We start from the raw sequence: 15,361 nt of genomic DNA, 5'->3' as shown, positions 1-15,361 counted from the left end.
GTGTAAACGGGCGCTTCAAAAGTTTAAAGAGGCGGCCAATCGAAAAGGTTTGTATGCTGAGTTTATTACAAAAAACGATTTTGATAAAATAAACGAATTCGATGCGCTTTTTATCCGCGAAACCACGAATGTAAACGACCATACCTACGAATTTTCGCGTATGGCCTACGCCGAAGGGTTGGTGGTTATTGACGATCCGTGGTCGATATTGCGGTGTTCCAATAAAATATTTCAGAACGAGATTTTCAGAAAACACAAAATACTAACTCCGCAAACGGTTGTTTTTACCAAGAATATTTTTGAAAAGAAAGATCTTGACGATATGAATTTCCCGCTGGTGTTAAAACAACCCGACAGTGCCTTTTCGTTGGGAATAACAAAAGTGGAAAATAAGGAAGAGGCTTTTGATGCCATTAACCAGCTGTTCAAAAAATCGGATATGATTGTATGCCAGGAGTTTCTTTATTCTGAATTCGACTGGAGAATCGGAATTCTCGATAACCGGCCGCTTTTTGCCTGCAAGTATTACATGTCGAAAGGGCACTGGCAAATTTACAACTGGACCGGAGAAGCTGAAGAGTATTCGGGCGATTCGGAAACAGTAAACATCGAAGATGTGCCCGAAGAAGTTGTAAAAACAGCTTTAAAAGCAGCAGCTTTAATTGGCGACGGTTTGTATGGTGTTGACCTGAAGCTGGTAAACGATAAAGTTTATGTGGTTGAAGTGAATGATAATCCTAACATCGATGTGGATATTGAGGATTACATTTTAAAAGATAAATTGTATGATCAGGTTATCGAATCGATTTATAACCGGATTGAAATCTCGAAAAACATTCAGAAGATAAATTTCAGAAATAAGTAAAACGCCTGATTGGGGTTATAAGATTGATCATAATTGAATGAACTTTCATTTTGAAAGCTGGTTGTTTAAATGTAATTTCAAAACTTCCTGAAAAAAATATTAAGAATATCAACTAATTACCAAAAGCATGAAGAAGTTAATTTATTTGAGTTTTATTTGGGGACTATTTTTCGTGGCATGTACTTCGAAAGAGAAGATAGAGCCACCTGTTGCAAAAAAGATAATGAAAGAACTTACGATACATGGTCATACGCGCGTTGACAATTATTACTGGTTGAACGAGCGCGAAAACCCTGAAGTGATCGCACATTTGGAAGCGGAGAATGCCTACAAAGATGCGGTGATGAAACATACCGAACCGCTTCAGGAAAAGTTGTTTGAGGAGATTAAATCGAAAATTAAGCCGGAAAATAAGTCGGTTCCGTACAAAAAGAATGGATACTACTATTACTACAAACAACTACCCGGTAAAGAATACGATGTAAACTGCCGGAAAAAGGGAAGTCTCGATGCCGAAGAAGAAGTTATGCTCGACGAAAATGTGTTGGCAGAAGGTCAGGATTTTTTTATGCTTGGCGGCCTGTCGGTAAGCCCTGATAACAAACTTATTGCATATGGCGTTGATACCGTTAGCCGCAGAAAATACACCATATATTTTAAGAACCTGGAAACCGGCGAAACGCTGGAGGATGAGATTCCTTTAACTACTGGTAGCGCGGTTTGGGCCAACGATAATAAAACAATTTATTATACTTTGAAAGACGATGTTACGCTGCGTTCGGAAAAGATTATGAAGCACGTAATAGGTACACCGGTTGAAGACGATGAAGAGGTGTACTACGAAGAGGATGAAACCTTTTCGGTGTTTATTTTTAAAACCAAGTCGCAAGAATATCTGATAATTGGAAGCGAAAGTACCTTAACTTCAGAGTATCGTTTTCTGGATGCCAACAATCCGGAAGGAGAATTTAAGATCATTCAATCGCGCGAAAGAGGTTTGGAATATTCGGTTGATCATTTTGAAAACGATTTTTACATACGCACCAACCTCGATGCGTTGAATTTTCGTTTAATGAAAACCCCTGTTTCTGCTACTGAAAAAGAAAACTGGACGGAGGTTATTCCACATCGCAGCGATGTTTTCTTCGATAATTATGAAATTTTCAAAGATTACCTGGTAGTTACCGAACGTATCGAAGGAATTAACCAACTTCGTGTAATTCCGTGGCATGGTGAAGAATATTTTATCGATTTTGACGAAGAAGTTTATACCGTTAGTCCGAATGTAAACCTCGATTTTGATACCGATGTTTTCCGTTTTAGCTATTCCTCGTTAACAACACCAAATTCGATTTACGATTACAATCTGAGTACAAAAGAGCGCACTTTGTTAAAGCAGGATGAAATATTGGGTGGTTTTAACAAAGATGATTACGAAACCAAACGAATTTATGCAACGGCAGGTGATGGAACAAAAATTCCTATTTCCATTGTTTACAAAAAAGGCATGGAAAAGAATGGCAATAATCCCACCTTGTTGTACGGTTATGGCTCATACGGAATCACTAATAACCCTAGCTTTTCGCTAAGACGTTTGCCTTTGCTCGATCGTGGTTTTGTTTATGCAATTGCACACATTCGCGGAAGCCAGATTAAAGGCCGCCAGTGGTACGAAGACGGAAAGTTGCTGAAAAAGATGAACACCTTTACCGATTTTAACGACTGCGCTCAATTCCTGATCGATGACAGATACACCAACTCAGAAAAGTTATTTGCCATGGGCGGAAGTGCCGGGGGACTTTTAATGGGAGCCTGTATAAATCTTCGCCCTGACCTGTATAAAGGCGTAATCGCAGCCGTACCGTTTGTTGATGTGGTAACTACAATGCTCGACGAAAGTATTCCGCTTACCACAAGCGAATTTGACGAATGGGGAAATCCAAAAGTCGAAAAGTATTATCACTACATGCTTTCCTATTCTCCATATGATAACGTTGAAGCGAAAGATTACCCTGCATTGCTGGTTACAACCGGATTGCACGATTCGCAGGTACAGTATTGGGAGCCGGCCAAGTGGGTAGCCAAATTGCGTGAATTAAAAACCGATGGTAATCCGCTGATATTCCATATTAATATGGAGTACGGCCATGGAGGGGCATCCGGCCGCTTCGAGTGGATAAAAGAAACGGCACTGGAATATGCATTTATTTTCGACCAGTTAGGAATAGAATAGAGAAGCACTATATAATCGGCCCCGGCATTAGTTTGCCGGGGCTTTTTTATTCCTTCAAATTTATTTTTGAATTCTACCATAATTTCCTTGCAAAATCCAAAATTTGATTAATTTTGTTGGTGCCGTGTTCGTACACGGTCGAAAATAAACCAATTAAAACGTAAATCTAATACAGTGAAAAACTTTATTTCAATCTTATTTCTTACTATCTCTTTAAGTTTAGTAACAAATGTAAATGCCCAGGATGGCTGGGTAAACCTGTTTAATGGTGAAAACCTTGATGGGTGGATACAACGTAATGGTGAAGCAAAATACGAAGTGGTTGATGGGGTAATTGTTGGAACAACGGTTGCCGGAACACCAAATTCTTTTTTGTGTACCGAAAAAAATTACAGCGATTTTGTTTTTGAAGTTGAATTGCTGGTTGAGCCTAATATGAATTCGGGTATTCAGTTCAGAAGCTTAAGTGTGCCCGAATATAACAACGGACGCGTACATGGCTACCAGTGCGAGGTTGACCCGTCGGAAAGAGCCTGGAGCGGCGGTATCTACGATGAAGCAAGACGCGGTTGGCTGTATCCGCTCGACCTTAATCCCGACGCGCGAAAAGCCCTGAAAATGGGACAGTGGAATAAGTACCGAATTGAATGTATCGGAAACTCAATTCGTACATGGTTAAATGATATTCCGGTTGCTCATGTTATCGACGATATGACCGCTGAAGGTTTTATTGCTCTTCAGGTACATGGAATTGGCAACAACAAGGAAAAAGAAGGTGAGCAGATTAAGTGGCGCAATATCCGCATAAAAACTGAAAACCTGGAACCGGCAATCTATGCCGACATTCATGTTGAAAATTTAGTGGCTAACGATTTAAGCGAACTGGAAAGAAAACAAGGCTTTAGGTTGCTTTTTGATGGTGAGTCGACCAACAATTGGAAAAGTGCAAAAACCGGTGAATTCCCGGAGAAAGGCTGGCAGGTAGAAGATGGAATTTTATCGGTATTGTCAAGTCAAAATGATCCGGGTAAAAGAGGAGGCGATATTATTACAAAAGAGGAGTTTGGGCCATTTGAGTTCAAGTTTGATTTTATGTATACCGAAGGAGCAAACAGTGGTGTTAAATACGGAATTGGCAACAACGGCCCGGGTATAGGTTTGGAATATCAGATTCTGGACGATGAAAAGCACCCTGATGCCAAACAAGGAGTTGTAGGTAACCGTACCATGTCATCGTTATACGATCTCATTCCATCAAGCAAAGAAAGACGTTTTTCAAATGGACCTAACGAATGGAATCGTGGTCGGATTGTGGTTTTCCCAGACGGAAAAGTGCAACATTGGTTAAACGGAAGAAAAGTCGTGGAATACACGCGTGGCAGTAATATTTATAAAGCGCTTGTGGCACGCAGTAAATATGCCGGGTTTGAAGGTTTTGGAATGGCTGAAAAGGGGCCTGTTTTATTGCAGGATCACAACGATACTGTTCACTTTAGAAGTTTAAAAATAAGAAATTTATAACCAATGACTAACAGAAGAGATTTTTTAAAAAAGGTGTCGGCAGGTGCAGCCGGTGTTGCAGTTGGAGGAACTGCCATGGGTATGTCGGCAAAGAGTTACAGTAAAATTTTAGGTGCCAACGACAAGCTAAATGTCGCCATTATGGGGCTGGGCCGCCGTTTGGGCGCTTACTACGAGCCAATTGCTGAAAAGGAAAGCAACGTTGAGCTAAAATACCTGTGCGATGTAATGGAGCATCAGCGTAATCGTGCTGCCGAGAGGTTTGCAAAACATATTGATTACAAACCTAAACTCGAGAACGATTTCCGAAAAATTCTCGATGACAAGGATGTGGATTGTGTTATCAACGCCACTCCCGACCATTGGCATACTCCGGGTTCGGTAATGGCTATGCAGGCCGGAAAACATGTATATGTTGAAAAACCATGCAGCCACAATATGGCCGAAAATGAGATGATCGTTAAAGCTGCCGAGAAATACAACAAGGTTGTTCAAATGGGTAATCAGCAACGTTCGTCGGAGCATACCATCGAGATTATAAAAGAAATTCATAACGGAATTATTGGTGTGCCTTATCGGGCAGTGGCCTTTTATATCAACAACAGAGGTGAGGTGCCTGTACAGAAAAAAGCTGCTGTACCTGCCGGCCTTGACTGGGAAATCTGGCAGGGACCTGCAATTCACCGCGACTATACCGAAGAAACCTGGGATTACAACTGGCACTGGTACGGTTGGAATTACGGAACCGGAGAAACCGGAAACAATGCAACTCACGAGCTGGATGTAGCGCGTTGGGCACTGCAGGTAGGTTTACCAAACAATGTACATGTTGAAGCCGGTAAACGTCATTTCTTCGAGGATGGCTGGGAAATGTACGATACCATGGATGCAACTTTCCTTTTCGGAGGAGACAAAGTAATTAAATGGGACGGCCGTAGCCGCTCCGGTCAGGATACTTATGGTTTGGGAGGCCGCGGAACAATTATCTACGGTAGCGAAGGAACTGTTTTTGTCGACCGTGGAAAATATATTGTGTACGATCGTAACGGAAAAATTGTAAAAGACAGCGTAACAGGTTCGCAGGAAGCCGGTACCGCACTTGGTGGTGGTGGCGATACGTCAACCGCTCACGTTCAAAACTGGTTTAGCGCAATTCGTGGTAAAGGCAAACTGAATTCACACATTATGGAAGGTGCAATTAGCCAGACAATGGTGCATTACTCAAATGTTGCCTACCGAATCGGACACGGTTTTGATATTTGCGATAAAACCGGAATTATGTACGACCGCGATGCCATGAAATTGTGGGGCAGAGAGTACGATAAAAATTGGGAACCAAAACTATAGAAATATAAAAGAATTTAAAAGGCGGGGATTTCCCTGCCTTTTTTTGTTTCCGTTTTATTAAAAAGAAGGAGTATAAATTAACCATGGTTTTGTATTTGTAGGCGCGAAGGCCTGTAAATATCACTTACTTTTTTAATTTAGTGCTCTACTGGAACCATAAAACTAAGAGAATGACGGAACCTACTATATTTAGTGATACTTTTCTGGCCTTTGGCAGTCATTGCGATGTAGTGCTGCCAAACCTTGAGGCCGATACTGCAAAAAATATATTCCAACAAATAAAAGCCGAATTGGAGCAGCTGGAAAGTACAATCAGCCGCTTTAGTTTATTGTCCGATATCCACGAGCTTAATCAAACAGAAAAAGACGTTTGGATAGAACTTTCAGGCGAGTTGTGGGAAATCCTGACCATTGCCAACGATTTTTACCAGATGAGCCAGGGCGCTTTTGATGTAACTCTTTTCCCGGTTCAATCGCTTTGGGTTGAAAAGAAAACTGTTGAAAATAACGAACTGGAAGAAGCGCAAGAAAAATGTGGTTTTGATAAAATAGAACTCGATCACGATAATAAACGGCTTCGTTTTAAAGAAAATGGTGTGGAGCTGGATTTTGGAGCCATTGAAAAAGGTTTTGCGCTTGATTTGGTAAAACCTCTTTTAATCGATCTGGGTGTAAAAGATGCCATAATCAGTTTTGAGGAAGATGTGGTTTTGGCACTCGGAAATCACCCGGCCGGAACAGACTGGCCTCTGGGAATCCGGAATCTGCAGCAGCCAAACGAATTTGTACATGTATTTGAAGTATCGGGGCAGAGCGTTTATACAACCGGAACCGTTTACATTCGCGACGATGGCGAAGGAATGAAAACCCGCAAAATCATCAGCCCGGCCACCGGTATTCCCGTTGATGGAAAACGAACAGTTTCAGTAAAAGCCGACTCCGCAACCATGGGAGCTTTTATTGCCAATATCTGGCTCATTCTTCCCGAGAATGATAAGGCCATCATCTCTGATCAACTGAATGATGTTGAAATTCTGGAAGTTGAATACACCGATGATGATGTAAAAACAAAGGTAACGATAATAGAAAAGGAGGATCGGTCATGAAAAGATCTTTTGTAATATCGCTACTCCTGGTTTTGCTTACCAATGGTTTGGTTTGGGGACAATTAACCATGAAGAAACAACAGGATGGAATTAAAATCGTTGATGGTTCTTCAAACGTTTTGTTTTACCAGATGCATCCGCTGAACAAAGATGGGGCTTACGAGCGCTGCAATTATATTCATCCGCTTTGGGGGCTTAACGGCAAGGTGCTTACCGAGGATTTTGCTGCCGATCATTTACATCATCGCGGCATTTTTTGGGCCTGGCATCAGGTTTGGATTGGCGATAAGCGTATTGGCGATCCGTGGGAAATAAAAGATTTTGACCAGGAGATTACCGAGATCGAATTTATGAAAGATCCCGACGAAACGGTGTGGCTGAAAAGCGAGGTACTGTGGTCGTCCGATAAGTGGAAAAAGAATGGCAAACCTAAGCCCTATATTCAGGAAAATGTTGCTATTCATGTACACAAAAGTTCGTTGAAATACCGAAGAATAGATTTTGAAATAAGTCTGCTGGCTCTGGAAAAGAATGTACGAATTGGCGGCTCGGAAGATAAAAAAGGTTACGGCGGTTTTTCTGTTCGAATGATTTTACCCGACGATGTTCAGTTTTCAGGAAAATATGGAAGCATAAAACCTTTGGAAACGGCAGTTGAGTCGGAGGGATTTGTGAACATCTCAGGATCGCTGGGGAAAGGAAATTCCAAGGCCGGTATTGTAATTCTTGACAACAAAGAAAATCCCGGTTATCCGCAAAATCTCATCCTGCGCGAAAAGAACAGCATGCAAAATATGGCCTGGCCGGGCGCTGAACCGGTGGCACTATCTACTACAAAACCACTTGTTTTGAAGTATTCGCTTATTGTTTATTCAGGAAAAATGAATGCAAAAAAAATTGCAAAATTACTGGATGAATAAAACAATTGTAACAACTAAGAACATAAGATTTTAATACACTAATGACTGACAGAAGAGAATTTATAAAACAATCGGCAATAGCCACAGCGGCTGTCGGCGTTGCCCCGGGGCTTTTAAATGCCTGTGCATCGCCTGCCGAGCAGGTTAATGTGGCACTTATCGGTTGTCGCTCGATGGGATTTAACAACCTTCGAAGTTTTTTACGTGAGGAAAACAATGTTACCTGTGTAGCGCTTTGCGATGTTGACAGTAGAGTATTGGAGGAGAAAGCTGCCGAAGTTGAGAAAATGACGGGAAAACGGCCACTAACTTACGCCGATTTCAGAGATGTGCTGGACAATAAAGATGTACATGCGGTAATTATAGGTACACCCGACCACTGGCACGCTTTAATGATGATGATGGCGCTGGATGCAGGAAAACACGTTTATGTGGAAAAACCGATGGGCCACAGCATTGAAGAGTGTAATGCCATGGTGGCTGCCCAGGCTAAACATCCGGAATTATATTGCCAGGTGGGCATGTGGCAACGCAGCTCGAAACATTGGTTTGAAGCGTCTGAGATTGTAAAGTCAGGAATGCTGGGTGAAGTTCACCTGGTTAAAGCCTGGATTTACAAAGGTTACGATACAGCGTATCCGGTAATGGAAGATTCCGCAGCACCGGATTATGTCGATTACGATATGTGGTTGGGGCCCGCACCAGAACGTCCGTTTAATATGAATCGGTTTCATTACAACTTTCGCTGGTGGTGGGATTATGCCGGTGGAGCCATGACCGATTGGGGGGTTCACCTGCTTGATTTCGCCTTGTACGCCATGGATGCCGGTATGCCTGAGTCGATTTCTCCGGGCGGCGGTATCTTTTATCACAAACCGGGAGCTATTGAAACACCCGATATTCAGCAGGCCATTTATCAGTACCCAAAACATACCATGATTTGGGAATGTGGCTTAAATCCTGGAATCGGCCCCTACCAAAAAGGGCATGGTATTGCTTTTGTCGGGCAAAAAGGAACCCTCGTTGTTACACGAAGTGGTTACGAAATATTACCCGATCACAGCCTGGAACTAAAAGGTCCTTTCTTTGAAGCTAAGGCCCAGAAAAATTATGGCGATGGTTTAGATGAGCACGTGCAAAACCTGTTATCGTGTATACGACAAGGCGGCAAATTAAATGCACCTGTTGAAGTTGGCGCAAAAACGGCTATCGTTTCCGAGATGGGAAACATGGCTTATCGCGTGGGGCAGCGCATTCACTGGAATAATGATTCGCAGTTGTTTAACGAGGCAGCAGCCAACGACCTGATGAAGTTGAACTACAACAAAAACTGGCAATTACCAAAAGTTTAGTGGGTATACAATTGATACGATTTCTGATTATATATTTAATTAAAGCGGGAGGCCAATTTGGGCTTCCCGTTTTTTGTTACCTGCCAATTCCTGATAAATATTCTTATTTTAGGGAAATGAAGAAGATCGTAATCGCACCCGACAAGTTTAAAGGATCGTTAACCGGAATTGAATTTTGCGATGCCGTTGAACGTGGCATAAAAAAGCACATCGAAAATGTGACGATAGTAAAACTGCCGCTTGCCGATGGTGGCGACGGAACAGTTGATGCCCTGAAATTTTATACCGGTGGCAAGTTGATAACTGCCGGGGTGCACGATCCCTTATTACGCCCCATAAAAGTAAATTATTTGTATGCCGAAAAAGAAAAGCTGGCTTTTATTGAAATGGCCGAAGCGTCGGGAATTCGCTTGCTGAAAAACGACGAGCTGAATCCGCTGGAAACCTCTACTTTCGGAACCGGCGAATTGATACTGGATGCCATAAAACGCGGTGCCAGACATATTCTTTTGGGAATTGGCGGCAGCTCAACCAACGATGCCGGAATGGGAATGGCCAGTGCGCTCGGGTTTCGTTTTTTTGATGCTGAAAAAAAACTGTTGGAGGGGAGAGGAAAGGATTTAAACCGGCTGGCACACATCGATAATTCGATGGTAAACGCTGAGTTGCGAAATATAAAATTTGAAGTGGCCTGCGATGTGGATAATCCTTTATTTGGCCCAAATGGTGCCGCACATGTTTACGCGCCGCAAAAAGGAGCTACAAAAAGGGTAGTGGAAGAGTTGGATGCCGGCCTGAGAAATTTTAACGATAAAGTAGAAACACAATTTGGTAAAGACCTGCAAAACAGTGCCGGGGCCGGTGCTGCCGGTGGACTGGGAGCAGGTTGTGTGTTGTTTCTGAATGCCGAATTAAAATCAGGAACCGAGCTAATAAAATCAATTGCTGATTTTGATGAGCAGGTAAAAAATGTCGACTGGATTGTTACCGGCGAAGGCAAGTTCGATGAGCAAACATTTTCAGGGAAAGTAATTAAAGGTGTACTCGATTCAAGATCCAACCAGCAACTGGCTGTTTTTTGCGGAGTGAGTGAGTTAACCGAACAGCAAATAAAAGCGCATAAAATCGATTATCTGGCTGAAATGATGGAGCAAGCTGCCGATATTGAAGATTCAATAAAAAATGCGGGTAAATACCTGGAAAAAGCCGCAGCTCAATTTGCAGCAAGAATTAAATCAACTAAATAATTTTCGGAGTAATGTTGTTGTCCTGAATTGTGCCGAAGGTTACCTTTAGTACAAAAAACAATTGTATCAAAAAAAAAGGAAGCAAACTCTGTATCGGAGTGCTTCCTTTCTGATTTATATAAATCGCGGTTAGGATTATTTTTTTGCCTTCTGCATGGGGTTTTCGCCACCTCCGGAGTTTCGGCCACTGCCAAATCTCGATTTATACAGTTCGAAACGGGTTGGCTGTTTACGCTCGGGCCAGTAGTTGTTGTTCAAATCGGTGTCGGCAGTTTCGCGGTAGGGGTCGAGAGTAATTTGCTCCACCTCTTTGCCAAACATAAACACCTTCGAAACTTCTTCGTTGTTTTTCCGCCAAATTTCGGCAGGGATGTACTGAAGCTCTTCTGTTCCGTCGGTGAATTCAAATTTCAGGATCACCGGCATTACCAGGCCGCCCAAATTCTTAAAGTCGATTTGGTAGAAGTTTAGGTTGGCACCCAGCAATTCTTTTTCTTCCTTGCTCAGGCTTTTTACAAACCGATCGTACTCCTCTTTATCTTCTTTGGTTACTTTGTATTCGTCGTAAGTAGTGTAAAAATCGGCAGCTTCAGGGTTTTTAGCCCGGTATGTTTCATTAGCAAATGCTTTGTTGCGCATGGTGGTAATGGAAATAGCTGCTTCTTCGTCGGTGGCTTTTTTCAATGGTTTCTCCACCTCAGGATCTTGTGTATTGGCCTGGTACCATTTAACGTTCTCCATCGAAATATCGCAGTGGTCGGTAGTAAAGAACCACCCGCGCCAGAACCAGTCCAAATCAACTCCCGAAGCATCTTCCATGGTGCGAAAGAAATCGGCAGGGGTAGGGTGTTTAAACATCCAGCGTTGTGCATATTCTTTAAACGCATAGTCGAACAGTTCTCGGCCCATAACGGTTTCGCGCAAAATATTGAGTGCTGTACTCGGTTTGGCGTAAGCGTTGCTACCCAGGTTCCAAACCGACTCAGAGTTGGTCATTACCGGCGAAATAAATTTTTTGTCGCCACTCATGTAAGGAACAATGTTGGCTGCTACTCCGCGCGACGACGGGTAACCCGGTTCCCATTCCTGTTCGGTTAATAACTGTACAAATGTATTTAATCCTTCGTCCATCCAGGTCCACTGGCGTTCGTCGGAGTTTACGATCATCGGGAAGAAGTTGTGTCCCACTTCGTGAATGATAACACCGATCATTCCGTATTTGGTGCGTTTGCTGTAAGTGCCGTCGCTTTCGGGGCGGCCACCGTTAAAACAAATCATCGGGTATTCCATTCCAATGCGGTCGGTGTGTACCGAAATGGCTACCGGGTAAGGGTAGTCGAAAGTGAATTTCGAGTAGGTTTTTACGGTATGCGCCACCACGCGGGTTGAGTATTGCTCCCACAGCGGGTTGCCTTCTTTAGGGTAATACGACATGGCCATTACGGTGCGGTCGCCAAATTTTACGGCCATCGCATCCCAGATAAATTTACGCGAGCTGGCAAAAGCGAAGTCGCGTACATTTTCGGCTTTAAATACCCATGTTTTTTCTTTTTTTACTTTTCCTTTCTCAGCCTTCAGTGCATCTTCAGAAGATACAATAAAAACAGGATCTTCCGTATCGGCTTTTGCTTTTTCAAAACGATCGATCTGTTCCTGAGTCAATACTTCGTCGGTGTTCTGAAGAACTCCGGTTGCCCCCACCACGTGGTCGGCCGGAACGGTAAGACTCACTTCAAAATCGCCAAAGGGCAGGGTAAATTCGCCTGTTCCGAGGAACTGTTTGTGTTGCCAGCCTTCCACTTCGTTATAAACGGCCATACGCGGGTAAAACTGTGCAATGGTATAAATGTAGTTGTCTTCGTTTTTAAAATATTCGTAACCTGAGCGGCCACCATCAGTAAGGCGGTCGTTAATGTTGTACCACCATTTTACTTTAAAAGTGAATGATTCTCCCGGTTTTAATGTTTCGGGTAAATCAACACGCATCATGGTTTTATTAATGGTTGCCGGCAAATCGTTTCCATCGGCATCCTGCACATAATCCAGTTTAAATCCACCATCAAAATCGTACATCATGCGTTTCAACTGACCAAATGAAACACGCTGATTTAATCCTGAAGTCATTGTTTTATAGGTGTCCGAATCTTTTGCACGCATATTCTGGTCGAGCTGTAACCATAAATATTTCAGCATGTCGGGCGATTGGTTGTGGTAGGTAATAGTTTCTTCGCCATAAATTCGCTGGGTTTCGTCGTCCAGCCTGATGTTCATTTTGTAATCGGCCTTTTGTTGCCAGTACTCGTGCCCCGGCGCTCCCGATGCGGTACGGTAAACATTAGGTGTTGCCAACTCTTGTTTTAACTGCCTGAACTTATTCAGATTAATGTTTTCCTGTGCCAGCGAAACGGCACAGGCAGATACGAAAAAGGTAATAAAAAGTGCTATTTTTTTCATTATGTAATTAAATGTCTAATATCGATGCCAAAATGCTAGGCGAACAAAATTAGCAATACTTTTAAGTTATTGTAATTTCTACTATAAAAAATACAAATTGTTTACAAAAGCTTGCAATGGCTTCGGATTTGTTATAAAACGAAAGTTTAAAAAACGGCAGGTGCTTTCTCTATCATTAAAATAACAGAAATACCAAAAGCCATTCCGGATACAAAAATGCGCCAGAAATCGCTTTTCGACCGAAACAGTTGCACGGTGATAAACATCAGCGCAAAATAGATGGCAAGTATCAGCAGTTGCCCTAATTCGAGACCAATGTTAAAGGCCAGCAAGGGTGTTAAGATATTCGATTCGCGCCCCAACAGTTGTTTCAGGTAGTTTGAAAATCCCAGTCCGTGTATCAGACCAAAAAATAAAGTTAATACATATACTACCCGGTTATTTTTGGCTTTAAACGGAATAATATTGGCAATGGCCGTAACACAAATGGTGGCCGGAATCAGAAATTCAATTATATCGGACGAAACATTAACGACGTTTAAAGTGGATAGGGCCAGCGTAATCGAGTGGCCAATGGTGAAAGCCGTAATCAGTATAAATATCTTTTTAAACTGGCTTAAATTGTACCCGGCACACAAGGCCAGAACAAAAACAATGTGGTCGTAACCGTGAATGTCAATAATGTGTTTGAACCCCAATTTGAGGTACATCTCGAATAAACTCATAAAATTTTTACTTTTGCCCAATAATTTGAAGGGCATGAAAATAAGTAAAAAAATAATTCTACCGGTTTTGTTTCTTTTTTTAGGGGTGTTTTTCTCCAATGCACATCCTTTTTATGTGAGTATTTGCCAGATAGATTTTAATGAGCAAAGTCAGTCGCTCGAAATTTCGGTAAAAATCTTTGTCGACGATCTGATCGAAGGATTGTCGGAAGAGGGGCACAATAAACTTTACATTGGCGAAACGCGGGAAGATGCGCATACCGACGAATATATTTATGATTATTTAAAGAAAAGTATCCGGCTAAAGGTAAACGATAAAGATGTTGAACCGGCATTTGTTGGCAAGGAGCTGGAGACAGACGTGGTTTGGACTTATTTGGAGATCGGTAACATTACCGACCTTAATAATATAGAGGTAGACTGTAATTTGCTTACCGATGTTTTTAGCGACCAGAGCAACATTGTACAGGTGAATAAAAACGGGGAAATAAAAAACCTGCTACTGAGTAAACGCGATACAAACGGGCGGTTAAAGTTTGATTAAAAACTGAACCAACTTATTGTTAGGGTGAATATTTACGCAGATAATATTATCTTACAACCCGAATAACAGAGTAATATGAATCCATTAGCCATTATTGGTGCATTTGTAATAACCCTGTCGTTTCTGGCCTACGGCGTTGGAAGCATTTCATTGGTGCGATTCAGAATTGTTGGACGAATTGTAGTTACCTTTTTGTCGATAGGCGTAGTACTGGATATTGTTGCAATAACTTTAATGGTTTTGGGCTCAAAGGGATCTCCCTTTACCTTGCACGGTTTTCTTGGTGCAACAGCGTTTTTAGTCATGTTGGTGGAGGCAATATGGTGTTGGAAAATGTATATTGCCGAAGGTCGCGACAGCAAAGCGCATAAAACGCATATTATTTATACAAAAACCGCTTATTTATTTTGGGTAGTGGCTTATTTTACGGGAAGTTTAATAGTAATTTGGAGGTGATATGTCGAATAATGACTGGAAAGAACGATTAGGAGTGGTGTTTTCAACCAATCCTGATTTTAACTACGATAAAGACGAACAGGAAGAGCAGGACACCTTAGCTGCCAATCAACAGGATTTGCGGGTAATGCTGGATCGGAAAAAACGAAAAGGCAAAGCGGTAACGCTTGTAACCGGTTTTGTTGGATCAGAAGACGACCTGAAAGAGTTGGGTAAAAAGCTCAAATCGAAATGTGGGGTAGGCGGCACTGTTAAAGATGGCGAAATCCTTATTCAGGGCGACTTTTGCCAACGTATTATCGAGCTGCTTAAAGCTGATGGTTATAAAGTAAAACGATCGGGCGGTTAATTCTGATTACTATCAAGAAGTCGGAATTTACTTCCGGAAACCTTACCCTCACTCTTATCTCTCCCTTCCTTGAAGGGAAAGACGATCAGCCACCACAAGTAAATACGAATTAAATAAATTGATGTTTTTGATGTGAACAACCACTGTCCAATCGTCCTTCCTTGCTTGCAGGGAAGGATAAGAGGAAGGGTATATTAGATGAAGAAAAAAGCCCTGTTCCTTTAAAAAATGGAACGGGGCTT

Annotated in this window: 13 protein-coding genes; 11 read left to right on the top strand and 2 right to left on the bottom strand. The window is 42.2% G+C overall.

The window, feature by feature from the left end; all coding sequences use genetic code 11:
* The 8 genes from ABZB17_RS05440 to ABZB17_RS05405 form a co-directional block, all read left to right on the top strand.
* Positions 1-865 (top strand): RimK family alpha-L-glutamate ligase (locus tag ABZB17_RS05440; RefSeq protein ID WP_372648453.1); only part of this gene is annotated, 865 nt, incomplete at its 5' end.
* A gap of 127 nt (positions 866-992) precedes the next feature.
* Positions 993-3,098, top strand: a complete 2,106-nt coding sequence (locus ABZB17_RS05435) for a S9 family peptidase (protein WP_372648452.1) — start codon at positions 993-995, stop codon at positions 3,096-3,098.
* Between the two features lie 174 nt (positions 3,099-3,272).
* Complete coding sequence (locus ABZB17_RS05430; protein WP_372648451.1) at positions 3,273-4,619, top strand: DUF1080 domain-containing protein; 1,347 nt, start codon at positions 3,273-3,275, stop codon at positions 4,617-4,619.
* Between the two features lie 3 nt (positions 4,620-4,622).
* The gene (locus ABZB17_RS05425) at positions 4,623-5,966 is read left to right on the top strand and encodes a Gfo/Idh/MocA family protein (protein ID WP_372648450.1); all 1,344 of its coding nucleotides are present in this window, start codon (positions 4,623-4,625) and stop codon (positions 5,964-5,966) included.
* Positions 5,967-6,136: 170 nt separating this feature from the next.
* The gene (locus ABZB17_RS05420; protein WP_372648449.1) at positions 6,137-7,072 is read left to right on the top strand and encodes an FAD:protein FMN transferase; all 936 of its coding nucleotides are present in this window, start codon (positions 6,137-6,139) and stop codon (positions 7,070-7,072) included.
* Positions 7,069-7,992: a PmoA family protein gene (locus tag ABZB17_RS05415; RefSeq protein WP_372648448.1), complete on the top strand. Its 924-nt coding sequence runs from the start codon at positions 7,069-7,071 to the stop codon at positions 7,990-7,992. The genes ABZB17_RS05420 and ABZB17_RS05415 overlap by 4 nt, the downstream gene beginning before the upstream one ends.
* 41 nt (positions 7,993-8,033) lie before the next feature.
* On the top strand, positions 8,034-9,344 hold the full coding sequence (locus ABZB17_RS05410) for a Gfo/Idh/MocA family protein (protein ID WP_372648447.1): 1,311 nt from the start codon (positions 8,034-8,036) through the stop codon (positions 9,342-9,344).
* 116 nt (positions 9,345-9,460) lie between these two features.
* Positions 9,461-10,591: a glycerate kinase gene (locus ABZB17_RS05405; protein WP_372648446.1), complete on the top strand. Its 1,131-nt coding sequence runs from the start codon at positions 9,461-9,463 to the stop codon at positions 10,589-10,591.
* Between the two features lie 135 nt (positions 10,592-10,726).
* On the opposite strand, the gene ABZB17_RS05400 is transcribed toward ABZB17_RS05405, so the two are convergent.
* Both ABZB17_RS05400 and ABZB17_RS05395 read right to left on the bottom strand, forming a co-directional pair.
* Positions 10,727-13,045 carry a M1 family metallopeptidase gene (locus ABZB17_RS05400; RefSeq protein ID WP_372648445.1) on the bottom strand — a complete coding sequence of 773 codons (2,319 nt, stop codon included), beginning with the start codon at positions 13,043-13,045 and terminating at the stop codon, positions 10,727-10,729.
* Positions 13,046-13,191: 146 nt separating this feature from the next.
* Positions 13,192-13,770, bottom strand: a complete 579-nt coding sequence (locus ABZB17_RS05395; protein ID WP_372648444.1) for a HupE/UreJ family protein — start codon at positions 13,768-13,770, stop codon at positions 13,192-13,194.
* A 34-nt stretch (positions 13,771-13,804) separates the two neighbouring features.
* On the opposite strand from ABZB17_RS05395, the gene ABZB17_RS05390 reads away from it, so the two are divergent.
* From ABZB17_RS05390 to ABZB17_RS05380, 3 genes are all read left to right on the top strand, one after another.
* Positions 13,805-14,314 carry a DUF6702 family protein gene (locus ABZB17_RS05390; RefSeq protein ID WP_372648443.1) on the top strand — a complete coding sequence of 170 codons (510 nt, stop codon included), beginning with the start codon at positions 13,805-13,807 and terminating at the stop codon, positions 14,312-14,314.
* A 75-nt stretch (positions 14,315-14,389) separates the two neighbouring features.
* Positions 14,390-14,770, top strand: a complete 381-nt coding sequence (locus tag ABZB17_RS05385) for a hypothetical protein (protein ID WP_163324155.1) — start codon at positions 14,390-14,392, stop codon at positions 14,768-14,770.
* 1 nt (position 14,771) lies between these two features.
* Entirely contained in the window at positions 14,772-15,119 is a 348-nt protein-coding gene (locus ABZB17_RS05380; protein ID WP_303918440.1) for a translation initiation factor, read from the top strand.
* The last annotated feature ends 242 nt before the right edge of the window (positions 15,120-15,361 follow it).

It is taken from the genome of Draconibacterium sp. (assembly GCF_041583095.1).
Lineage (GTDB): Bacteria > Bacteroidota > Bacteroidia > Bacteroidales > Prolixibacteraceae > Draconibacterium.
The sequence above is the reverse complement of the archived record's forward strand: the minus strand, read 5'-3'. Positions and strand labels throughout refer to the sequence as shown.

Coding starts and splice junctions, on each gene's coding strand:
- ABZB17_RS05420 (WP_372648449.1), top strand. CDS start 6,137: ATGACGGAACCTACTATATTTAGTGATACTTTTCTGGCCTTTGGCAGT.
- ABZB17_RS05385 (WP_163324155.1), top strand. CDS start 14,390: ATGAATCCATTAGCCATTATTGGTGCATTTGTAATAACCCTGTCGTTT.
- ABZB17_RS05435 (WP_372648452.1), top strand. CDS start 993: ATGAAGAAGTTAATTTATTTGAGTTTTATTTGGGGACTATTTTTCGTG.
- ABZB17_RS05390 (WP_372648443.1), top strand. CDS start 13,805: ATGAAAATAAGTAAAAAAATAATTCTACCGGTTTTGTTTCTTTTTTTA.
- ABZB17_RS05410 (WP_372648447.1), top strand. CDS start 8,034: ATGACTGACAGAAGAGAATTTATAAAACAATCGGCAATAGCCACAGCG.
- ABZB17_RS05405 (WP_372648446.1), top strand. CDS start 9,461: ATGAAGAAGATCGTAATCGCACCCGACAAGTTTAAAGGATCGTTAACC.
- ABZB17_RS05380 (WP_303918440.1), top strand. CDS start 14,772: ATGTCGAATAATGACTGGAAAGAACGATTAGGAGTGGTGTTTTCAACC.
- ABZB17_RS05400 (WP_372648445.1), bottom strand. CDS start 13,045: ATGAAAAAAATAGCACTTTTTATTACCTTTTTCGTATCTGCCTGTGCC.
- ABZB17_RS05425 (WP_372648450.1), top strand. CDS start 4,623: ATGACTAACAGAAGAGATTTTTTAAAAAAGGTGTCGGCAGGTGCAGCC.
- ABZB17_RS05415 (WP_372648448.1), top strand. CDS start 7,069: ATGAAAAGATCTTTTGTAATATCGCTACTCCTGGTTTTGCTTACCAAT.
- ABZB17_RS05395 (WP_372648444.1), bottom strand. CDS start 13,770: ATGAGTTTATTCGAGATGTACCTCAAATTGGGGTTCAAACACATTATT.